The sequence below is a fragment of the Halobacillus sp. ABR2_026 genome (assembly GCF_056158545.1).
Genome location: NZ_JBSWTM010000001.1, coordinates 1,936,703 through 1,957,944 on the forward strand (window position 1 = coordinate 1,936,703; position 21,242 = coordinate 1,957,944).

Sequence of the window (21,242 nt, forward strand, 5' to 3'; positions counted from 1 at the left end):
CCTTTCTCCCTCATTCGATAATCTTCTGCACTGGACCAACCTGTCTTTTCCTTGGTTTTCTTATATAATCCTGAATAAAAGGAACCGATCCTGACGAAAAAAGCACAGACCCGACTGGATCTGTGCCTGTTGATCTTTAATTAGCTGCTACTTGTTTCTGTACGTCTGGATCGTTCAAGAACTCATCATATGTCATTTCCTTATTCACGATTTTACCATTAGGAGTGATTTCAATGATACGATTGGCAATCGTTTGAATAAATTCATGGTCATGGGAAGCGAAAATGACGGATCCCTTGAAGTTGATCAAACCTTTGTTTAGAGAAGTAATCGATTCAAGGTCCAGGTGGTTTGTTGGTTCATCAAGTAGAAGAACGTTCGCACCGGACAACATCATCTTAGAAAGCATACAACGGACTTTTTCTCCACCTGAGAGAACATTGGCTTTCTTAAGTGCTTCTTCACCAGAGAACAACATACGACCCAGGAAACTGCGCAGGAATGTTTCCGTTTCGTCTTCCGGCGAATATTGACGGAGCCATTCCACAAGGTTTAAATTGGATCCTTCAAAGAAATCGGAGTTATCTTTAGGGAAATAACTTTGAGAAGTAGTAACTCCCCATTTGTATGTTCCTTCATCCGGTTCAACTTCTCCCATCAGGATTTGGAATAGCGTAGTTTTAGCCACTTCATTAGAACCGACAAGGGCAACCTTATCATCCTTGTTAAGTGTAAAGCTTACATTATCCAGTACCTTTTCTCCATCCACTGTTTTAGAAAGGTTTTCAACTGTAAGCAGATCATTACCGATTTCACGGTCAGCGTTGAACGCGATATACGGATACTTTCGAGAAGATGGTTGAATATCATCCAAAGTAATTTTATCGAGCAGTTTTTTCCTTGATGTCGCCTGTTTGGACTTCGAGGCGTTGGCACTGAAACGTGCAATGAACTCTTTTAAGTCGTTGATTTTTTCTTCTTTTTTCTTATTTTGTTCCGCTGCCATCTTCTGAGCCAATTGACTGGATTCATACCAGAAGTCATAGTTACCTACATAAATCTGAATTTTTCCGAAGTCAAGGTCTGCAATATGCGTACAGACATTGTTCAGGAAGTGACGGTCGTGAGAAACAACAATGACTGTGTTTTCGAAATCGATTAAGAAATCTTCGAGCCACTGGATTGCTTTAATGTCCAAGTGGTTGGTAGGTTCGTCAAGAAGAAGAACATCCGGGTTACCGAACAACGCTTGGGCCAAAAGGACTTTCACCTTCTCGGAACCCTGCAGTTCACTCATTTGTTTCTCATGCAGGTCTTCGCCGATGCCCAGTCCTTTCAATAATCGAGCAGCATCAGAATCCGCTTCCCAACCGTTCATTTCTGCAAACTCACCTTCTAGTTCAGCAGCACGCATCCCATCTTCTTCAGAAAAGTCACCTTTCATGTAGATGGCGTCCTTCTCCTGCATAACTTCATATAGGCGGGTATGGCCCATAATGACCGTTTCTAAGACTTTGTATTCATCATATTCAAAGTGATTCTGTTTCAAGACCGCTAGACGCTGGTCTTTCTTAAGGCTGACATCGCCTGTCTGTGCTTCGATTTCACCGCTCAAAATTTTTAAAAATGTTGACTTTCCTGCGCCGTTCGCACCGATCAAGCCATAGCAGTTTCCAGGTGTGAATTTTATATTTACGTCTTCGAACAGCTTCTGGTCGCCGAAACGAAGACTAACATTGTTTACTGTTAACATGTGATAATCCTCCAGTACTTTCGTTTCTATAACAAAGAAATTATATCATTCTTGAGCGTTGTATGATAGCGGAAGTCGAGATTAAAAATATCCGTGCTTTGTTCCCCATTCGATGAACAGCTTGTAATCCTCCTGTACTTTCTTCTCATAATGCTCTGCCCAAAGGCTCAGCTGATGACGAAACCTCTTTTTTTCAGTTCCGATCGCTTCCATGATGGCATCTTCACTATGATAATCAAGGATACCCTCGTTGATGTCCGCATCGGCACGGGCATGAATTTTAGCGCTGACCTTAGCCATCGTCTTGATTGTCTGTTTGAACGGTTTGAGATCAACAAGATGTTTTTCTTTCAAATCTTTTGAGAATGGGGACCGTTCACGAACATAAAAGTCTTTGCCATCCATCGTAAAATAACCGAGAAATGGATCCGAAAGATGATGCATCGCCTGCTGGGTATGGATCACTCTTCTCCCTTGATGCTTATGATCGGTCCAAAATGCTTCATCATATGGGAAAAAGTAAGCCGGGATCGGAGGCCGGGCTTCTTTTGCTTCAAGTATGATGTCGTCATCATGGTCATTTTCCCTTGAACCTTCAATAAGAAGGTAATACCTTTTCAAACCTGTCGAACCAATCCCCGCTCCGGATTTTTTAACAACATCCTTGATCCGGTAATATTCTTTTGCTTTTCTTTGGTCTTGACCAAGGCTATCATAATACCCTTCCCATGCTTTTTCCAACAGTCTTCTTTCATGCTTAGGGACAGAAGACAGCTTGTCCTTGCCTATATCGAAGGAGCGGATGGAATCATGGTTAAGAATCGTCTGCTTTTCGAGTTCGTGCGAATTACTTCTTTGTTCAGCCTTATGAATGGATTTTTTCACAGCACCTTTTGTGTTTTCTCTAGTGAATTGTACGTTTTCGGGACTGGATTCACGCTTATGGTAACTTTCCATCTGCTTCACATATGTTTTTAAATAACGATGAACCATATCTTCCTTTTCCGCTTCATCATAGTCAAGTGACCCCATCATTAAACGTATACTGACAACCATTCGCAGTACGTCATAAAGATAAGAGCCTAAAAAGCCCTCGTCAAAATCATCCACATCAAATACAATCTGTTTGTTTTCATTTTGGAAAACACTGAAATTGTTAAAATGCAAATCACCCATAATCCAAGTAGGTTTGTCCTCAGGCGTGTGGAAGGTAAAAGGCAGATCCGTGGTGTCATGGAAAAACAAATAAGCGCTTCCTCTAAAAAAACTGTAAGGATCTTCTTTCATTTTTCCGTATTTATTTTTCCGCTCCTTTTCAGATAAACCCATTAAATCCCCATCGAATGTATCCAAAACGGTTGACAGTGTATGCATTCTTAATGCCTGTTTCGTTTCAAGCATCTGTTTCACTTTTTGGTCCATAGGCTCTCCTCCCTTGGAAATAAGAAAAAGCGATTGCCGTAACAGCAACCGCTCTTTCATTATGAATCTGATTTATAGTATAGGCTATTGTTCTCTACGACTTGAAGCACCTTGTTTTCTTCTTCCATATCGCTACCGCACATTGGACACTTCTTATCATCATTTGTTCTGAAGTTGTCTCTCATCCAACAATTACAGTCATCGGATGTACAAACCCAAATCTTTGTATCTTCCTCTTTGATTTCAGCCTGATTTTTCTTTCCGAAAGCCATCGGTAAAGCCCCCCTTTAGACGATCCATGATATAAAAGAGACTGACCTTCAAAGCCAGTCTCTTTCTATTTTTAATTATAGTTTCGTGACGTTTGCAGCTTGTGGTCCGCGATTTCCTTCAGTCACTTCAAACTCTACAGCTTGACCTTCTTCTAGAGACTTGAAGCCTTCTTCGTTGATAGCGCTGAAGTGAACGAATACATCGTCTTCACCTTCAACTTCGATAAAACCAAAACCTTTTTCCGCGTTAAACCACTTCACTGTACCTGTTTTCATAGGGATGGATCCTCCAATGTTTCAAAAATTAATATGCGTTTTGCAATAAAGAAAAAATCACATATTATAAAAAGTACCAATAATGATTGATCACTCTTTATAATAGGTGATTGGAAGTACGAACTTCAGAATATTGGTAAACTTTATATCTTTTATAATAATATACTATGCCTCACCGGTGAAGTCAAGCAGAGCGTGCTTTCATCCTTACACTAACAGTATATACAAAGGCAAGGAGAAATATTCCACTCCATCAAGTTCTTTCTATAATTGCACATGCCATCCGTTTTCCTGCATCCCCGCTGGGCTGGGACTTATAGTCATCTGGACCTTCATGAATAATTACGGAACGGCCGATGATATCACGAACATTAAAACGGTCGCTGAAGAAGATCATTCGCGCTCTTCCTTGATTGGAGAACAATACAGGGAAGTCCCCTGCGTGATTGCCGTGGGGCTGCTGGTCTGGATTCCAATGCCCGCCCGCTGTTGAAAATGGTTCTTTTCCATCACCTATTTCACAGACTCCTTTTTCATGGATGTGAAAGGCATGCGGACCGATTTGCTTTCCAATTTTAGATTTTTTGAAAGCTGGAAGACCTTCCACTTGAACGAACACCTCAACCCCATATGGCATTTGATAAAAATAGACGGTCCCGCTTAATTGAGGAGCGAGAGGACTACTTAGAAATTTTGCTTGAGCGGTCTCCTGTGCATACGCCTGTCGATATGGTCCCTGTGGGTGATCCAACGTTCAACCCCCTCCTTTCTTTGAGTATGTATATGATGGACGATTCAAGGATAGACCTCCGGTAACCTTCCCAAATAAATCCCGCGGTCTGAAGAGAAAATTGTCTCCAGACCGCGGGATGCTCTTAAGTTCAAATATGAATAATTTTGTTCCATTAGACCTGCGGAAGCTTCTTAAGGATACTTTCGAGCTCTTCTGTACCCTCTGGTTTTTCCAAATGGGAATGAAGTTGATTGTAAAGATCATAAACATCTTCCTTCCAAACATCTTTACACTCCACATATTGACTGTTCCAAACCTCTTTGTAGTGTACCTGAATAACTTCCGCGAGCGATTGTAATTCTATTTTAAGATTTTCGTCCACTTTATGGGCCATCGTCTGTTTCATATCTTCTTTTTCATTCTTTTCAAAGAAGGCTTTTGGATTACGAAACATCTTTCGTAACAAGGCTTTTTCTTTTTCCTCCATTTCCACACGCCCTACCAGCTGTGGCATAGGGGAATTTCCCAGCTCCATTTGGGATAATTGGATAGAAGGACGGACTGTATGAAGGTCCCTTTCCATTCTTTCTTTCGTCTGGACCATCAACTGTTCGATGAAATGCTCGATCCTTACACATACTGCTTTTACTTCTTGAAGCATTTCAAAACTCAATTCATCAAGCAGTTGGTTTTGGGCTGTTTTCAATGATTCCTTAAGATCCCCGTCCCTTTGGATGGTCGCTGGATTGTAATGGCGTTTGAACAGGTCGTTAAAGTTTAACATCATCCGCTCTTGCACAAAGTGAATTTGTTTAATCACTTTATTATGAACCACATCAATCATTCCAATGTCAAAATCCTTTGCAAGAATAGCTGTAATGTTTTGTTTTTCCTGCTCCACCATTTCAATTTCCTTCTGGCGTTCCTTCTCACTCAGTCTGCTTGTGGCTATGAAATCCTCAAGAACCTGACGGATCCCGCTAATATCTTCATCGATGGCATGAATCATCATCTGAGCAAGATCTTCCTCCAGAAAGGCACGGAAACTTTTTTCGAAAGCTTGAATACCAGATCCTTTATCGACATCCTCTGTTTTTTCTTCCAAGGCGTGAAGACTCGAAACGGAAAAAATCTTCGGAGACCGAATTTGGAACTCATTTAACTGCCCTCTAACATATTGTTCGACATAAATGCGCTCTTCCTCTGTTGAAGCCAGGTCAGCTGCATTGATCAGGAAGAACATTTTATCAAGACTGAAACTATCTTTCACCCGGCCGAGCTGCTTAAGGAATGTCTGGTCGGCATGTGAAAAGGGGTGGTTGTAATACGTGACAAATAACACAGCATCAGAATCTTTAATATACTCGAAGCTGACGTTCGTATGCCGAGCATTGACTGAATCCGCTCCTGGCGTATCTACTAACGTGACACCTGCTTCGGTCCATGGGCAGTCGTAGAAAAGCTCCATCGATTCAATGAAGCAGGATTTTTCTTCCAAGGAGACATATGAAGAAAAATCACTCCATGCCACATCGAGGCGTTTTCCTAAATTGGACTTCATCATTGGATATCCATCGATGAAAGCCTGCAGGAATGAATGTTTCTTTTGGTCCAGTGGCTCCCACTGTTCTCTTTCCATGTTTACGACAAATTTGTACACGTCGTCTAAATGGAGAGCCTCATATCCGAGATCTTCCACCACAGGGTTGAGGTCTTCCAACATTTCGTTTTCCGTTTTCACATAAGCATCAATGGACCGGTTCGGCTTTTTATCATTAGATGGAGAAATTTTATTGATGGTTGCTGTCGTTGGATTGGGCGACACCGGCAATACTAAATCACCAAGGAGAGCATTGGCAAAGCTCGACTTACCTGCACTGAACGCGCCGAACAGGGCGACCGTGTAATGTCTGTCCTCTAAACGATCTCTTTTGTTCTTCAACTGGTGATAAAGTCGTTTGGTGCCTTTCATGGAAGAAATGGAAGTGAGCGCTGCATCCGCGCGCTCCAGTCCTTGCTCGATGGAAGACCGCTCTTTTTTAGGAAGGACTTCCTCCTTCTCCTCTGAATCCTCATCTGTCATTTCCTTCTTTTTTGGAAGGTTGTCAGCATCTCTGTACACGATCGAAGCGGTTCGTTCTTCTGAAGCCTTCTTCATTCGTAAGGTTTCTTCGTTAGAATTGGGCTTTTGTAAACGTTGGTTCAACTCTGATTGGAATTCTTTGATCTGCAGATTTAATTCTTCCATTTTATTCTCCAAATGGTCCACTTGTTCAACCGCTTCAAACACTTCCTTATGCTGATCGATCATAAGCTGGCGGTTTTCTGAGATAGCCTGAAGAAACATCTGCTTCCAATCTTGAACAAAGCTTCTTGCTTCTTTTTGAATATCCTTAGCGACTTCGTCCGTATAGCGGAGTACATAGGCGCCAGTGACAGATGCTCCTTTTTCTACGAGAGAAGCTAATCTTTCTTTCGGATAGTGGAAGGGTTCGTTTTGGACATGTTCCACCAATTGCCGATCATTTACAGAATAGTGATCCATAAGCTGGACCATTCTTTCACGCATCGGCCAGTACAAATTCTTTTCTACGGAATCCATAAGTCTATCGTAAAATTCTTTTTCTCTTAACCGCCGTTCCTCTTCTGTTTTCTTTTGAGAAAATAAAAGCCCCACCTTGAAATTCGGCTGCACGGACTCTAAATAAGACTCTGCGTATTCCCGTAGAGAACTGGGCATCAAATAAGCATTTGAAATGAAGGTACGAATCCTTTCCTGAAAATCCGATTCTGCATGCCCCTGCACCAACTGATGACTTTCCAAGTCTTTTATGTGGAATGGACTATCTTCGATGATACCGTCCCACTTTTCTTTTTCCTCACGAAGGGGTGTCAGCTTCTCCTCCATGTCATCTGAGAAATGGTGAACCGCTTCTTCAGCAATCGAACGAACCTTATAATCAGCCCCATCCTCTAGTTGTTTCTCTGATGGTTGGAATAGACCACGGAAGTCCCCTCTTAGCTTTTGAAAATCATTGAAGGAGAGAGAAAAATTTCTCATGGATGTATAGTAAATATTCTCAGGTTCAATTCCCCATTTAGCAAAGGCGGAGTTTACTGTTTCCTGGTAGGTTTCAAATGACAGCTCTCTGTCCATATGTTTATCGACTTGGTTAATGACAACTGAGAAAGAGGTTTTTCTCCGCTGCATTTCAGATAGAAACATAAGATTCACTTCAGACTGGACATGATTATAGTCCATCACATAATACATGTAATCCATGAGGTGAAGGGAAGATTCGGTAATCAATCGATCAGCATCATTCGTAGAATCTACACCTGGCGTATCCACGATGGATACACGAGGGGGAAGGTCATCATGATGCTGAGATATTTCCAACCCCGTAATTTTCTCTCCGTCTTTACACAGCTCCTGTATCGTATCCAGATCGATTTCTGCGTCATATTGAACAACGCCACCATCCTGAAAATGAGCAATCGTATAAGGGGCACCTGACTTTAATTGAACAATGTTGGCACTCGTCGGTATGGGGCTTGATGGAAGAATATCTTTATCCAACAGCGCATTGATCAATGTCGACTTTCCTGCAGAGAAATGACCGGCGAACCCGATCACCATTTCCTTCCGGATCGATTTCTCATACAAATCCAACACCTTTTCCTTAAGTTCCTCATTCTTATAATCATCTAAAAAAGCATATAGATTCTCAATCTTTCTCGTGCTTGTATCTGTCGTATGGCTCATCTGTCTGGTCTCCTTTTACTCACAATCTCCATCCTCATTCTACTCTTAAAGCTTGCCTCCCCTCAAGGGGCAGATGGCGAGATGAACGTTATCCCTCCATATATGGAATGTGTTCCTCCGTTTCAAGTTCACCAAAGATTTTCCCTTGGAGATTTGCTTCACGATCCAGCCACTGACCGAATGGAAGGATCACAGGCTCCACATCACCGCCCAGTCCGAAATGGAGGTTTAACGTGTCAGGGCTGTAGCAAGCTGTATGAATCGTTCCAGACCATCGGTTATAATCATGAGAAAAAATAGGTCCATAGGCGTCATTCATTAGGGCATACGCCTCTTCAGCATCAAGAATATATGCTTGACGGATTTTTAAATCGTCAAGTCTTTCTTCGGAATCAGATAAATGCTTCCGATTTTCCGATGGAAGTTCTGTAAAGTGGTTGGTACAGACACGCCCGTCTTTTACAATGACTCCACGGGGAGATCCTTCGACGATCTTTGTCGTTCCCGCTGCATCGTAAACGACGTAATTAAAAGCATGTCTATGGGGGAGTTTCTTAAGCAGCTTTACCGCATCATCCGTTGTCCGACATGATTCCAAGACCATCCGCGTCAACAAACAACAAATGAATCCGTCATCAGGATGAATTCTATTGACGAAATTATAACCGATACATAACCCATATTCATTCATTCCATCCGTCCTACCGATCATCCGTTGAGACGGCCCTATCGTTGCCGTACCTTGTGAAGGCTGGAACAGAACCATCCGTCCCTCATAGGTTTTTGGCTGATAATCATAATTCCTTGCGAAAAAACCGTTTCCTGTCAGGATCGAGCAGCCCGACCCTTCCCAATCCTGCTGGTATCCACTATACTCATGAACAACTTCCTCCAGGTTCCATTGCAATCCTTCAGCAAGACCTTTGACTTCTTCAAATAAGCCATTCGAGTAAGTGTCCATCAGCTGTTTGACTTTGTTGATGTTAACATCATATCGGAGAAGGGAACGTTTCCTTCTCCTCTTATGTTCGTGAAATAACTTTGAGTGCTTCAACCGCTTCCCTTGTTCATACCCAAAATCATCTGGACGCCCTCTGAAAGTAATCACATCAGTATAAACTTTTTTCATTAACCCTGCCATCCTTGAAACAGAGCCGGATGATGAAGGATATGATTGTGATCCATCCCCTCGATCACGTTCACATTCATTCCCCATTCTTCAGCCATATAGGTCTTAAAACGTTCAGCCTTAAGAACTTCATCATCGCGACCTACATAGATATAAGTTCGGTCTTTGATGGGATGGAATAGAGAAGCGGGGATTTTCTCTAAAAATCTAGAAGCAAGCAGACGGAAGCTAAGATTCAGCTCTCCTCTGTCGTTAAACTCATCTGGAATAACAGCAGCTGTCACCTTATTGAACTGGTTAATATTCATCTTATAAAGCGTCATAAGAAACATCACACGTTTATCATATACTGTGTAATCTACATCGGTTCGATCTTTGGATTGTTCTGTCGCATCCTTATGATAAACCGGAAGTGCAGGATGAAAGAAAGGAGCGATGAATATGTATTCATCAGCGGCCTGCTTATTTTTATGAATCAGTCTCAAAATATTAGCACATCCCATAGAATGACCGATAAGTGTAATCTTTTCATATCCTTTTTTTCGAATAAAATGAAGGAAATCAAACAGGTCATCATCGTACTGGCCGATATAATGAAGATCCCCTTTTCCTGTGCTGGGATGATAGCCTCTTAGAACAGGAAAAAAGATGTCCGCTTCGCTGGATGTTTGTTCAGCAAGCGCTATATGATGATGGAACTCTGCCGTAATCCCATGGATAATAATGACAGCTTCTTTGTAACCCCCGTTTTGTTTGAGAATAGCAAAAGGAAGTCGGTTGAAATCTCGCGCTGTATAACTGAACCAGTCCGTCTTCCTCATTTCACCCACCCATTTCTCTGAAGATACGTTTCAAAATCAGGCACTTTCCATTCTTCCGTAAATCGCTTCTCGATGGTCTTCCGATAACTATCAGAAAGAAATTTAGATCCCCCGCGATGGATCTCTTCTGCGTAATGAAAAGGAGGAGCAATTTCTGCTTTCTTTTCGATAACAGTGAAAGTTAGGGCCTCGGTATTCCTATCATTAACGGAAAGATTGACAATTGTTGGCCGGTATACGTTTGCATCTACTCCTTCTCTTAGATATAAATAGTTCAATGCTTCACGACCCACTTCATAAACAATCCCCTCTACATGAGCCCCCGCTTCTTCGGTAATATCTGCTCTAGAACCGTCTTCAAAATGACAGGAAAACGTCAACCTGTAATCTTTAAGATCACCTTTCCCTTTCACATGAGTGAACAGATGATTCACTCCATGCTGACACAGCCGGCTATTATCCATACACGATCCGTACGCTAAATAGTAAAATGATTCACGCTGGATGTACCGGTGAACTTTCCAATCATGGTTGAGTACCTCTTCCCCTTGGGGTTCACGGGGCCAATAATAAATAAATGCATCCGTTGTACCTTGAGGGGTGGAAACTTCGTCCTGCACTCTTATGAAATATGAGTCCGGATCAGAGACTGAATATCCTTCCAATTCATCCAATTCATCCAACAAGGGCTCAGAAATTTCATACAGTTCCCCGTAAGCGACCGTCTGCTCATTTTTTATAAGCATCGGATAATATGAGGGACCTGTATACAAAGCCCCCTTGACAAATGCCTGTTCTGAAAGACATTCAGCATTTTCTAACAGATGATGATTCTCCTGATTCTTACACAAAGATCCGTAAACGAACACTTTCATTCCATTATTCCTCCCTGCATATCTTTAGCTGCTATATGAGTCTCTGTGGATTCTGCGTAGCTAACCCCACGAAAGACTGCGTTCTCTACAGCCTTAACTGCCATAACACCCAAACGATTACCATCACACGACGCTCTCCCTGAGCCCATAAAATACATCGTATCTCCATCGACGAAAGTATGGGAGGGACGAATCGTACGGGCTAGACCATTATGGGAAATAGAAGCGAGTTTATTGGCTGCAGGTTTATCGATGATGGCATTGGTTACAACAACCCCGATGGTTGTATTCCCTGAAAATTGACCCTTGCTTGTGTTAAACTGATCCATAAGCATTTTCTCACTATTCAGGAACTGGCCCTCTTTGTGTAATCCAGCGATAATTTTTCCCGTATCTGGATGGACGACATCTCCGAAACAATTGACAGCGACAATCGCACCCACTTGCACCTCCCCTATTTGAAACGCATAATGACCAAGACCGCCCTTCATACTCGATGATGAACCCTGTAATTTACCTACTGAGCATCCTGCTCCTGCCCCGAAGTTCCCCTGTTTTAATCTTGATTCCATAAAGGATGAACGGGCAGCCGCATAACCCATGGCGGCATCGGGCCGCACGGATGCATACCCTTCTTTCAAATCAAACAGAATAGCACCTGGAACGATTGGGACCTTTGTTATTCCAACATCGAACCCAATCCCTTTTTCTTCAAGAAACTTCGCTACACCTGAACCGACATCCAAGCCGAATGCACTTCCTCCAGCTAAAAAAAGGCCGTGAACCTTCTGTATGATGTTTTCAGATTCTAAAGCATCTGTCTCCCTAGTTCCAGGAGCCCCTCCACGTACATCGACACCGGCTACAGCTCCATCTTCACTAATAACGACTGTACAACCGGACTGCTGATATTTATTTTCTTTATTTCCATAAACGAAACCTTCGATTTCACTGATATCAATCTCTTTCATAAGGAACAACTCCTTCTAAAGGTTTGCCATATCGCTCGAACGGGGAATGGTGAAGATAGATGAGGAGGTGGAAGAATGGAAAACAACCAGATAATCGTACACGGTCGTGTGCAAGGAGTAGGCTTCCGTGCCGCAACGAAACAACTCGCTGAACAGGTAGGCATCACAGGTTGGGTTAAAAACCAGCCGGATGGCACCGTTCTTATAGAAGCAGAAGGAGAACATAGCAACCTCCAGGCCTTCATTAAAAAAGTCGATCAAGGACCTACGCCATTCAGTAGGGTAGAGGCTCTTGATATTAGAGACAATGAAGAACTCAGTCATTATGAAAAATTTAAAGTTGTACAATAAAGATGGCCGCTTCCTGCGGCCATCTTTTATTATTTCTGATGCATGGGGCGGACGATTACTTCATTCACATTAACATAAGTGGGCTGGGTCACTGCATATGTGACGGCACGTGCAATATCGTCCGCTTCCAAGGGATCCATGCTACGGTTTTTAAACATATCAACGACATCTCCATCGGTAATATGATCCGTCAATTCTGTATCTACAGCTCCTGGTGAAACATTTGTAACACGGACACCGGATTTGGAGAGCTCTTTTTCCATCCCCATAGAGAGAGCTTTCACCGCGTATTTTGTAGCACTATATACCGTACTGGACGGAAAGACTTCATGCCCGGCGACGGATGAAACATTCACAATATGTCCTGATTCCTGCTCCAGCATCGAAGGCAAGCTGGCGTGAATTCCATAAAGGACCCCCTTAATATTCACATCAACCATCTGCTCCCATTCGTCTACATGGTCGTTCTTTAGGAATGAGAGCAGCATGACGCCAGCATTATTGATGAAAATATCTACAGATCCAAAATCTGCTTTTGTTTGGGAAACTAAATGTTCCACGTCTTCCCGTTTTGTCACATCTGTTTCAATGACTTTTGCTTCTACATTATATTGTTCAGTGATTTCCTCTGCTAGTTCATTCAATTTCTCCGCGCGCCGAGCTGCTAAAACGACGTGCGCTCCTTCGTTGGCCAGGTGGTGGGCGATGGCTTTACCGATCCCACTGCTGGCTCCAGTTATAATAGCTGTCTGGTTTCTTAAATTCGTCAATTTGCAGTCCTCCCTTATCATCTTCTTTTTCTATCTACCCTGCATAGAGAAATTGTATGCATACGGATGCTGTCACTGGGTGTACTGGCAGATATCATGCGCTTGAAATAGAGAAAGAAAAAACCGCCTCTTCATGAGAGACGGTTTTGTTATGATACTTATTGTTCTTCAAAGAACTTGCGGTTAATCTCGATGTATGGAGTTTCTTCTTCTGGTACCTCGTCTTCGATGTAAATAGCTTCAACTGGACAAACAGCTTCACACGCACCACAATCTATGCAAATCGCAGGGTCGATATAGAACATATCTTTCCCTTCTTCGATACAATCAACCGGGCACACATCCACACATTCTCCAGCTTTCTCATCTTTACAAGGGGATGTGATTACAAATGCCATATCTATTTCTCCTCCTTCTCAAGTAGTTTCGGGTGCTTATATAATACTATTCACCCTTACCGGTTAAGATAAACACCAATCTATACTATAACGATTTTGAGCAAAAATCGCAATTCCCGTAATTCTTCGACCATTTTCGCACGGTATGGAAAAAAAAGGGTAAGAACGCTCCCTAGAGCTATTCTTCCCAAATTCGCTCGACTGTATATTCTCCTCCCTGTTTCTGCACAAGGAACACATCTGGGCGGGAAAGGCGCTTCCAATCAGAAAAACCGATTTCTCGGTTATATTTTTGCAGAAGCAGTGCAAGTAAATTGCCATGAGTAACAAGGAGAACGTTCCCACTTTCATCATTTTCAAGTTCATCGATCAGGGAAAGGACACGTTCTTTTGCCTCGGAAGATGATTCGCCTCCTGTTAATTTCAAATCAGGATCTACGAATGTATCATGAAGAACCTCTTCCCAGTCATCCAAAGGCTCTCTGCTGAGCACGCGTTCTTCCAGACGATCATCCATTTCAATCGTCACATTGTTCTTTCTGGCAAAAGGTTTGATCGTTTCAATCGCCCGCAGAAAAGGACTTGAGAGAATCCGATCGATTTTATGTCCATAATTCTCTAAAAACGTCGCAAGCATTTGTGCTTGTCTGATACCTGTTTTCGTTAGTGGGGAATCTTCATGCTGACCTTCAGTTTCGCTGTGCCGCACTAAAAATAATTTCTCCATTGCTACTCAACCTCCCCTTTCCATCACTTATGTCCATTATGGCTGATGGATCGAGTGTTGACAAGGAAAGTTAGTAAAGACATCACTTTCGATAGACACACGTTCCTCTATGCCATGTTTCCACCACTTCAATATCCTTCAGGTTTTCCGGTGCCACTTCTTCAGGATGTTTTTCGGTCAGTATAAAGTCAGCTTGATAACCAGGCTCTATTTTACCCTTGTCTTCTTCCCTGTATTCAAGTTCTGCAGGGGTTTTTGTGAAGTTTAAAAAGGAATCCTCCACGGTCAACTTCTCCTGGGGCATCCACCCACCTTCCGGGTTTCCTTCCAGGTCCGTCCGATTGACGGCTGCAAACATAGTAATAAACGGATTGATGGTACCAATGGGCAAATCAGAACTTAAGGTAAAAGGAATCACATCCTTTCTGAGGCTTTCATAAGCATCACAGAAAGGCAGGAGGCTCTCTGGGGTCCATTTTCCTTTTTCACTCCATTCATCCAATAGGAAAGATGGTTGTGTTTCAATGTAAGGTTTTAACTCTCTCAAACGGTCGATTAAATCCGGCGCAAGCGTCTGCGCATGAATAATCCGGTGTCTTAGCTTCTTCGTCGCCTCCCGATTCTTTTCCAATGCCACGAGGGCCTGCTCCACCGCCCGGTCTCCAATGGCGTGCATGGCTACCTGCATGTCGTGTTCACTTGCATATTGAACCATGTCGTTTAACTGATCCTGGGAATAAATCAAACGCCCATGGGCCTCGGAATTCTCAGGGTAAGGGTTTCTCATCGCAGCCGTGTACAAGCGCTGAGTTCCATCCAGGAAAATTTTAAAAGAGCCGACTTTCACCTGGGGCGTCCCTTCATTGGTGCGAAGCTCATTTTCCTGGCAATACGCTTTCATATCATCGATATTAAAAACATAATGATGCAATTGAACATCGATCGGAAGTGAACCTTCATTCTCCATCTGTGTATACGCCTGCCATAACCGCTTATAAGAGCCGATGAAATTGATATCATCTGTGTGAACAGATGTGATCCCTTTTTCACTTAAACGCGGAACCGCCTTCTCCAGGGCTTCTTTTGCATCTTCTGCAGATCTGCCCCAAAAGTGATGCTTGATATAATGGACAGCCGTATCTTTGAAGCGTCCATTCCAGTTCCCATTTTCGTCTGTTTCTTTAAACTCCTCGGGCTCTTTATTGAAATCTTCCTCTTTCTTTAATAATTCCATCGCCTTTTTACTAATCACACATTCATGGCCATCCTGATGCATGAAGTACATATAGGCATTCACTTGAATCTCATCAAGATCATCAGCAGTCAAGAGATGGTCGATATCTTCGAAGTTTCCGTCATTGAATCCCTTTCCAAAAATCCAATCATATTGTTGAAGTTTATCGTAATGATTTTCCACCAGATCCTTCATCTCCTGCCAACTCGATACTTCTGTGAGGTCTAACTCCTTTTTCAATAGCCCATAGCGAAGGAGGTGCATGTGACTATCATTGAACGCAGGGGAAACTACTTTGCCCTTTCCGTCTATAACTTCTTCATCTTTAAAGAGGGGGGATTCCATAATAGTTTCGATACGTCCATTCTTCACTTCAATAGCATACATATCGTTTTTCTTGTAAGTAGAGTAGGGTTGGTAGATCCTTATATTATCCAAAATCATGGCATGCTTCTTCCTTTCCTAAACGTTTGTAGTACCCTTACCCCAATTGAACTTTTATATAAACGTAAGAATATATACCTATGTAAAATGGAAGGATCCATAAAGAAAACCAGGGGATCAATCCCCTGGTTTTCCGGTCATACCTCTTTAAAATAATCCTTGTAAAATCCGCCCATGCGGCCGGAATTATCAATGACAAAATAAAACTCTTCACTTTCATTTTTGACATCGTATACCTTACCTGGTGTCAAAACATTGTTCACTACGAACTTTTCAGCATCATTATGAACACATTCGATTTTTTTGATGGTATCATTGTTCTCCCAATTTTTATGAATCATAGAACACCCTCCTTTTCTCCTGTGTTCTATCATACAATGAACGTTAGGATGACTCAATAAATGAACGGGTTAAAATTGCCCTTTATACCAATCTGCGGCCGTTTTCACTTCATTTTCCGTCAATTGATGTCCCATTCGCTCCCAATGGACAGATACATCCGCGCCTGCTGAAGTTAACAACTCCTCAAGATCCCTCGTTTCCTGAGCCGGGCAGATCGGATCATTCTCTCCAGCACCGATAAATACGGGGAGGTTTGATTGATCAGGCAGATCAATTCCTCTTCTTGGTACCATCGGATGGAACAGGAGTGCTCCAAGCAGACTGTCTTCGTAATGAAAAAGGAGGCTGCCTGCAATATTCGCGCCATTTGAATATCCTGCTGCTATGACCTTGTTACGGTCGAAGCCATATTCCCGGCTTGCTTCTTCAAGGAATTCATTCAATTCCTCTGTTCTCATTTTCAAGTCCTCAAGATCGAAAACCCCTTCTCTCAATCGTTTAAAGAAACGGGGCATGCCGTTTTCAGAGACATTCCCTCTGACAGAAAGCACGGATGCATCAGGATCGATCATTTCAGCAATCGGAAGAAGGTCCTGTTCTGTCCCCCCTGTTCCGTGCAGCAATAGCAATGTCCGGTCTGAATTTCCTTTTTGAAAGATGTGCTTCATCTTCATCGCTTGTCCCTCCTCATACCGTATAAATAGGTGAAATCTCCATCTTCTCCATGATTATTTTATCTTCAATTCGAGATATTGTCAAAAATCACGATCTTATTCGTTTGAACAACCAAGGAAGAAAAAGGACAATGATGAGTAGCCGGATAGATTGCAAAGAACTTACGATCGCAGGGTCAGCTCCCGTTTGCTTCGCCGTAATTGCCATTTCCACGAGGCCACCTGGTGCAAGTGCGAGCACAGCTGTACTATGGTTCATCGAAGTCCATATGCTTAAAAGATAAGCGAGACCAATTCCTACTCCGATCATCGATAAGGCTAGAAGAAAGAACGCAACGCACGTCTTACCCGCTGATATGATTTCTCGCAACGAAATAGTATGACCGAGATAAGTACCTATTAAAAACTGCGCCCCCGTAAACATGAACTCCGGGATCGGGTAGAAACTTAAACCAATGGTCTGTAACGACCCGACGAACAGCATGGGCACGATGACAAGTGCTGCAGGAATCCAATCCTTCATCTTCCACGCCAATAGCGCCCCAATAATGTATAAAGGGATGGTCATTAAATCGGCACTCTGCCCTGTACTTTTCGTTACGGTGTCAGCCATCGTTTGCGAGGCGGCCCATTCTCCATGAGTCACATAAAATGGGAGAATGAATAGAACACTGATCAATCGAAGTGTATGAAAGATGGTGACGAGAGCGCTATTGCCTTCCATTGATTCACTGACAGCAATCATAGCGGACAATCCGCCAGGTGAACTTCCAATCAAGGCAGTCGTGGCGTCCAAAGAGCCAAATTTAGCTATAAAGATTCCTGAAACGAGGCTCAACGCTATCATAGAAGAGGATAGAATAGTATATGGAATCAGGTAAGGTCCGATAGAACTAAAGGTTTCCGAATGGAATGTCAGTCCTATTTGAGCACCGAGGAGCAAAAAAGCAGCAGTTTTTGTCCATGGTGCCGTGTCGGTTTCTAAACCGTAGAAGAACTTGAATACGACCACAAATACAACTGGACCAAGAATCCACGGGATAGGGATCTGCAGCCAATCAAATAAGACCCCGCCAGGAAAAGCTGTTATATACGTCTTCCATTTCGGACTGGAAGTGATAAACCATCCCTCCTTATAAAACCAAGTTTGGGAAAAGTGATTGCCAAAACAGAAAGAACCGCTCCCCACTGGAAGCGGTAGATTAACCTTTTTTCACACCATGTTCGATCAGGGAAAAAAGCTGGTCCGTCATTTCCTTGACGCCGTGTTTCTGTCTTGCAGGAAATAGAATGGCATGGAAGATCAGATCTGCGATCATTTCACTTTCGATATGTTCACTCCATATTCCACCTGACTTTGCTTCATTGATCCAGTTCAGCATCTGATCATAAGTCTGCATCAGTTCCTTGTGGATTTCCGTTCGATAAAACAAAGCCAGTGACTGATCACTACTCTGTAATTCACGGATCATCTGATCGATATGGTGCGTTTCTGCATGATCAAGGAGAATATATAATAGCTGATAAAGTTTAACATCAGGTGTCGATTCTTTCGGAATGGATGCTACTTGTTCTTTCATATCCTCCATCATTTTCCTCATAAAAGATAGAATTAGATCATCTTTATTTTTAAAGTATTCATAAAGGGTACTTCTACTCACTTCGAGTTCAGCAGCAAGCATTTTAAAATGAAGGCCGTGAATTCCTTCTTTCCTGAGCAGCACCCCTGTTTCATGTAAAATTTCTTCTTTGGTGAGTATTCGTTTTCTCCCCATTCCGTCCCTCCTCAAACACTTTTATTATAGCATGTCCGAGGAAGATGAAGCTTCTTTAGTCAAAGATCACCGAAAGAGATGCATCAAATAGCCGTACCCTTTATCCTCCATTTCATCAACAGGAATGAATGCTAAAGCAGCTGAATTGATGCAGTACCTCAGCCCCCCGCTATCCTTAGGGCCATCTTCGAACACATGACCAAGGTGGGAATCCGCCCGATCACTTCTCACTTCCGTCCGGAACATTCCGTGGGATCGATCGACTTCTTCCTTCACTTGCTGTTTTTCAATCGGTTGGGTAAAGCTTGGCCAGCCGCATCCCGCATCATATTTGTCAGTGGAACTGAACAGAGGTTCTCCTGAAACTATATCGACATAAACCCCTTGTTCTTCGTGATCATGGTATTCATTTTGAAACGGCCGTTCCGTTGCATTTTCCTGTGTGACTTTATACTGGATATCAGTCAACTTCTGTTTCAGCTCGTCCTGATTTTTTTTATAGTGCCAATGATCTTTTATGAAATCAACACGTCCGGACCCTTTTTTATAGCGTTTGTAATGAAAGCTGTTTTTCTTATGATAATCCTGATGTTTTTCTTCCGCCGGGTAAAACTTCGCTGCCGGCAGAATTTCGGTTACAATCGGGTCTTTAAATTTCCCAGAAGATTCCATGTATTTTTTACTTTCTTCCGCTACTTTCTTCTGTTGGTCATTATGATAATAAATAGCCGTTGTATACGAATGACCGCGGTCAGCAAATTGTCCTCCAGCATCCGTCGGATCAATTTGCTGCCAGAACAGCTCCACTAGTCGTTCATAAGGAAAAACATCTGGATCGAAAGTAATTTGGACGGCTTCCCTGTGACCGGTCGTCTCTGAAACTACCTTCATATACGTCGGATTATCGGTATGACCCCCGGTATAACCTGACACGATGGATTCGATTCCAGGACGTTCATCGAAAGGTTCCACCATACACCAGAAGCACCCTCCTGCGAAAGTCGCTCTTTCTAATCGTTGATTCATAAATAAACCTCCTAAGGCATTGCTCGCTTTTCAAAAATTGGATATGTCCTTATTTTTGCTAACTCCAGAAAAAAAATCAAGCTACATGCACAGCCTAAATATATAATTTAGGCTGCGATGCACCTTGAGACTTTTTCTTTTCCTGCTGATCAAGCATACTCGTGGATTCCCACTTTTGAGAAACAGAGATACTCTCCCTGCTGCTTTCACTTGCCGACACTTGATCTTGTTCATCTTCTTCATCGGGCTCATTCATGATTTTCATCATATTGATCATGGCTGGAATATTTTTTAACATTGGACCATATTGCTGCATCATTGGAGCTGCTGTCTGCATGGCTTTCAGGGCTGTCTGCATATGTCCAAGCCACCCTGCACCGCCTGTTTTTGCAGCGGCACCTGCAGCACCTAAAGCATTTGCCCCAAAACCAGTACCTCCACCGCCCCCGAGAATCCCCGGGAGACCTGAGCCAAAACCTGTATTTCCTAAAATGCCGGGTACCCCAAAGCCACCAAATCCTCGGCTGCCTGCGTTAATAAATGGAGCCATCGAGCGCATCATTTGAGGTGCTGCTTGTTGAAAACCTGGAAATTGACCCATAGGAGGGAAAGGTGGTTGACCTGTCGGAAACATAAAAACCCCTCCGAAACGTTAGAATACTCTAGCATATGCCCCATTTTCCAACTGGTTTGGGCTCATTGCCTACCATTCTTCAGAGGCAGAGACCAATCCACTGGTTCTATGCGATTTTCCTCTAAGAAAGCATTCGCCTGAGAAAATGGACGGCTTCCAAAAAAACCACGATGGGCAGCCAATGGACTCGGGTGTGGCGAAGTAATCACTAAATGTTTCCCGCGGTCGATCATATCCCCTTTTTTTTGAGCATGCCGGCCCCATAAAAAGAAAACAAGTGGGGTCTCTCTCTCATTCAATGCGTGTACGGCCGCATCAGTGAATCTCTCCCACCCAAGGCCTCGATGGGAATTCGCTTCCCCTTCCCTGACTGTTAGCACATCATTTAGTAGGAGAACCCCCTGCGCTGCCCAGGAACGAAGATCCCCGTGACCCGGAGATCCGATGCCCAGGTCTTCTTCTAGCTCCTTGTAAATATTACGCAGTGACGGCGGAAGAGCTTTATCAGGTCGGACTGAAAAACTGAAACCATGGGCTTGATCATGTCCATGATAAGGATCCTGGCCTAATATGACCACCTTCGCTTCTGCATATGGAGTAGACTCAAAGGCTGCGAAAATATCATCATACGAAGGATGAATGGAATATTGGTGATATTCTGAACGAATTTTATCCTCCAAGATTTTGAAATAAGATTTCGTAAATTCCGGTTCCAATATATCGGACCAATCACTTTTGAGTTGGTGCATACTCTCTCCTTCCCCTTTCCTTGTCCTCTTTAAATTCAGGGCAATATTTCCCGGGTAAGCGCATAATATGACAATCCTCTTTCATCGGACCTTGAACCCT

Annotated in this window: 22 protein-coding genes; 1 reads left to right on the forward strand and 21 read right to left on the reverse strand. The window is 43.0% G+C overall.

Annotation, left to right across the window (positions count from 1 at the left end; translation table 11 throughout):
* Positions 1–136 precede the first annotated feature (136 nt).
* The 10 genes from ACXADE_RS09985 to ACXADE_RS10030 form a co-directional block, all read right to left on the reverse strand.
* Complete coding sequence (locus tag ACXADE_RS09985) at positions 137–1,753, reverse strand: ABC-F family ATP-binding cassette domain-containing protein (RefSeq protein WP_474980328.1); 1,617 nt, start codon at positions 1,751–1,753, stop codon at positions 137–139.
* Positions 1,754–1,834: 81 nt separating this feature from the next.
* Positions 1,835–3,175 (reverse strand): DUF2252 domain-containing protein, encoded by a 1,341-nt coding sequence (locus ACXADE_RS09990; protein WP_474980329.1) that lies wholly within the window; start codon positions 3,173–3,175, stop codon positions 1,835–1,837.
* A 59-nt stretch (positions 3,176–3,234) separates the two neighbouring features.
* Positions 3,235–3,447, reverse strand: a complete 213-nt coding sequence (locus ACXADE_RS09995; protein ID WP_474980330.1) for a cold-shock protein — start codon at positions 3,445–3,447, stop codon at positions 3,235–3,237.
* Positions 3,448–3,522: 75 nt separating this feature from the next.
* Positions 3,523–3,723 (reverse strand): cold-shock protein, encoded by a 201-nt coding sequence (locus tag ACXADE_RS10000; protein ID WP_027954344.1) that lies wholly within the window; start codon positions 3,721–3,723, stop codon positions 3,523–3,525.
* Between the two features lie 253 nt (positions 3,724–3,976).
* On the reverse strand, positions 3,977–4,474 hold the full coding sequence (locus ACXADE_RS10005; protein WP_474980331.1) for a superoxide dismutase family protein: 498 nt from the start codon (positions 4,472–4,474) through the stop codon (positions 3,977–3,979).
* Between the two features lie 154 nt (positions 4,475–4,628).
* A complete protein-coding gene (locus ACXADE_RS10010) occupies positions 4,629–8,222 on the reverse strand; it encodes a dynamin family protein (protein ID WP_474980332.1) in 3,594 nt (1,197 codons plus the stop codon).
* 88 nt (positions 8,223–8,310) lie between these two features.
* The gene (locus ACXADE_RS10015; RefSeq protein WP_474980333.1) at positions 8,311–9,351 is read right to left on the reverse strand and encodes a C45 family autoproteolytic acyltransferase/hydolase; all 1,041 of its coding nucleotides are present in this window, start codon (positions 9,349–9,351) and stop codon (positions 8,311–8,313) included.
* Positions 9,351–10,172, reverse strand: a complete 822-nt coding sequence (locus ACXADE_RS10020; protein WP_474980334.1) for an alpha/beta hydrolase — start codon at positions 10,170–10,172, stop codon at positions 9,351–9,353. Before ACXADE_RS10020 ends, ACXADE_RS10015 begins: the two co-directional genes overlap by 1 nt.
* Positions 10,169–11,047, reverse strand: coding sequence for a gamma-glutamylcyclotransferase family protein (locus tag ACXADE_RS10025; RefSeq protein ID WP_474980335.1), 879 nt, complete (start codon positions 11,045–11,047; stop codon positions 10,169–10,171). The genes ACXADE_RS10020 and ACXADE_RS10025 overlap by 4 nt, the downstream gene beginning before the upstream one ends.
* On the reverse strand, positions 11,044–12,018 hold the full coding sequence (locus ACXADE_RS10030) for a P1 family peptidase (RefSeq protein WP_474980336.1): 975 nt from the start codon (positions 12,016–12,018) through the stop codon (positions 11,044–11,046). Before ACXADE_RS10030 ends, ACXADE_RS10025 begins: the two co-directional genes overlap by 4 nt.
* Positions 12,019–12,093: 75 nt before the next feature.
* Here ACXADE_RS10030 and ACXADE_RS10035 point away from each other — a divergent pair, with 75 nt between their 5' ends.
* A complete protein-coding gene (locus ACXADE_RS10035; RefSeq protein WP_474980337.1) occupies positions 12,094–12,369 on the forward strand; it encodes an acylphosphatase in 276 nt (91 codons plus the stop codon).
* Positions 12,370–12,398: 29 nt separating this feature from the next.
* Here the strand turns inward: ACXADE_RS10035 and ACXADE_RS10040 are convergent, their stop codons facing one another.
* From ACXADE_RS10040 to ACXADE_RS10090, 11 genes are all read right to left on the reverse strand, one after another.
* Positions 12,399–13,139, reverse strand: coding sequence for an SDR family oxidoreductase (locus ACXADE_RS10040; RefSeq protein ID WP_474980338.1), 741 nt, complete (start codon positions 13,137–13,139; stop codon positions 12,399–12,401).
* 158 nt (positions 13,140–13,297) lie between these two features.
* Complete coding sequence (locus ACXADE_RS10045; RefSeq protein ID WP_089652514.1) at positions 13,298–13,537, reverse strand: indolepyruvate ferredoxin oxidoreductase subunit alpha; 240 nt, start codon at positions 13,535–13,537, stop codon at positions 13,298–13,300.
* A 178-nt stretch (positions 13,538–13,715) separates the two neighbouring features.
* The gene (locus ACXADE_RS10050; RefSeq protein ID WP_474980339.1) at positions 13,716–14,264 is read right to left on the reverse strand and encodes a histidine phosphatase family protein; all 549 of its coding nucleotides are present in this window, start codon (positions 14,262–14,264) and stop codon (positions 13,716–13,718) included.
* A gap of 82 nt (positions 14,265–14,346) precedes the next feature.
* Positions 14,347–15,942 (reverse strand): amidohydrolase, encoded by a 1,596-nt coding sequence (locus ACXADE_RS10055; RefSeq protein ID WP_474980340.1) that lies wholly within the window; start codon positions 15,940–15,942, stop codon positions 14,347–14,349.
* A gap of 137 nt (positions 15,943–16,079) precedes the next feature.
* Positions 16,080–16,283 carry a DUF6501 family protein gene (locus tag ACXADE_RS10060; protein ID WP_474980341.1) on the reverse strand — a complete coding sequence of 68 codons (204 nt, stop codon included), beginning with the start codon at positions 16,281–16,283 and terminating at the stop codon, positions 16,080–16,082.
* 69 nt (positions 16,284–16,352) lie between these two features.
* Positions 16,353–16,952, reverse strand: a complete 600-nt coding sequence (locus tag ACXADE_RS10065) for an alpha/beta hydrolase (protein WP_474982218.1) — start codon at positions 16,950–16,952, stop codon at positions 16,353–16,355.
* Positions 16,953–17,046: 94 nt separating this feature from the next.
* Positions 17,047–18,147 (reverse strand): AbrB family transcriptional regulator, encoded by a 1,101-nt coding sequence (locus ACXADE_RS10070; protein WP_474980342.1) that lies wholly within the window; start codon positions 18,145–18,147, stop codon positions 17,047–17,049.
* 13 nt (positions 18,148–18,160) lie between these two features.
* The gene (locus ACXADE_RS10075; RefSeq protein ID WP_474980343.1) at positions 18,161–18,733 is read right to left on the reverse strand and encodes a TetR/AcrR family transcriptional regulator; all 573 of its coding nucleotides are present in this window, start codon (positions 18,731–18,733) and stop codon (positions 18,161–18,163) included.
* Positions 18,734–18,799: 66 nt separating this feature from the next.
* A complete protein-coding gene (gene msrB / locus ACXADE_RS10080; RefSeq protein ID WP_474980344.1) occupies positions 18,800–19,759 on the reverse strand; it encodes a peptide-methionine (R)-S-oxide reductase MsrB in 960 nt (319 codons plus the stop codon).
* A 94-nt stretch (positions 19,760–19,853) separates the two neighbouring features.
* Positions 19,854–20,393 carry a VrrA/YqfQ family protein gene (vrrA, locus tag ACXADE_RS10085; RefSeq protein WP_474980345.1) on the reverse strand — a complete coding sequence of 180 codons (540 nt, stop codon included), beginning with the start codon at positions 20,391–20,393 and terminating at the stop codon, positions 19,854–19,856.
* A 62-nt stretch (positions 20,394–20,455) separates the two neighbouring features.
* Positions 20,456–21,142, reverse strand: coding sequence for a uracil-DNA glycosylase (locus ACXADE_RS10090; RefSeq protein ID WP_474980346.1), 687 nt, complete (start codon positions 21,140–21,142; stop codon positions 20,456–20,458).
* Between the last annotated feature and the right edge of the window lie 100 nt (positions 21,143–21,242).

What these genes read in the sequence shown, in the direction of transcription:
- ACXADE_RS09985 (WP_474980328.1), bottom strand. Translation starts at nt 1,753, where the DNA reads ATGTTAACAGTAAACAATGTTAGTCTTCGTTTCGGCGACCAGAAGCTG.
- ACXADE_RS09990 (WP_474980329.1), bottom strand. Translation starts at nt 3,175, where the DNA reads ATGGACCAAAAAGTGAAACAGATGCTTGAAACGAAACAGGCATTAAGA.
- ACXADE_RS09995 (WP_474980330.1), bottom strand. Translation starts at nt 3,447, where the DNA reads ATGGCTTTCGGAAAGAAAAATCAGGCTGAAATCAAAGAGGAAGATACA.
- ACXADE_RS10000 (WP_027954344.1), bottom strand. Translation starts at nt 3,723, where the DNA reads ATGAAAACAGGTACAGTGAAGTGGTTTAACGCGGAAAAAGGTTTTGGT.
- ACXADE_RS10010 (WP_474980332.1), bottom strand. Translation starts at nt 8,222, where the DNA reads ATGAGCCATACGACAGATACAAGCACGAGAAAGATTGAGAATCTATAT.
- ACXADE_RS10015 (WP_474980333.1), bottom strand. Translation starts at nt 9,351, where the DNA reads ATGAAAAAAGTTTATACTGATGTGATTACTTTCAGAGGGCGTCCAGAT.
- ACXADE_RS10020 (WP_474980334.1), bottom strand. Translation starts at nt 10,172, where the DNA reads ATGAGGAAGACGGACTGGTTCAGTTATACAGCGCGAGATTTCAACCGA.
- ACXADE_RS10025 (WP_474980335.1), bottom strand. Translation starts at nt 11,047, where the DNA reads ATGAAAGTGTTCGTTTACGGATCTTTGTGTAAGAATCAGGAGAATCAT.
- ACXADE_RS10030 (WP_474980336.1), bottom strand. Translation starts at nt 12,018, where the DNA reads ATGAAAGAGATTGATATCAGTGAAATCGAAGGTTTCGTTTATGGAAAT.
- ACXADE_RS10035 (WP_474980337.1), top strand. Translation starts at nt 12,094, where the DNA reads ATGGAAAACAACCAGATAATCGTACACGGTCGTGTGCAAGGAGTAGGC.
- ACXADE_RS10045 (WP_089652514.1), bottom strand. Translation starts at nt 13,537, where the DNA reads ATGGCATTTGTAATCACATCCCCTTGTAAAGATGAGAAAGCTGGAGAA.
- ACXADE_RS10050 (WP_474980339.1), bottom strand. Translation starts at nt 14,264, where the DNA reads ATGGAGAAATTATTTTTAGTGCGGCACAGCGAAACTGAAGGTCAGCAT.
- ACXADE_RS10055 (WP_474980340.1), bottom strand. Translation starts at nt 15,942, where the DNA reads ATGATTTTGGATAATATAAGGATCTACCAACCCTACTCTACTTACAAG.
- ACXADE_RS10060 (WP_474980341.1), bottom strand. Translation starts at nt 16,283, where the DNA reads ATGATTCATAAAAATTGGGAGAACAATGATACCATCAAAAAAATCGAA.
- ACXADE_RS10065 (WP_474982218.1), bottom strand. Translation starts at nt 16,952, where the DNA reads ATGAAGCACATCTTTCAAAAAGGAAATTCAGACCGGACATTGCTATTG.
- ACXADE_RS10075 (WP_474980343.1), bottom strand. Translation starts at nt 18,733, where the DNA reads ATGGGGAGAAAACGAATACTCACCAAAGAAGAAATTTTACATGAAACA.
- msrB (WP_474980344.1), bottom strand. Translation starts at nt 19,759, where the DNA reads ATGAATCAACGATTAGAAAGAGCGACTTTCGCAGGAGGGTGCTTCTGG.
- vrrA (WP_474980345.1), bottom strand. Translation starts at nt 20,393, where the DNA reads ATGTTTCCGACAGGTCAACCACCTTTCCCTCCTATGGGTCAATTTCCA.
- ACXADE_RS10090 (WP_474980346.1), bottom strand. Translation starts at nt 21,142, where the DNA reads ATGCACCAACTCAAAAGTGATTGGTCCGATATATTGGAACCGGAATTT.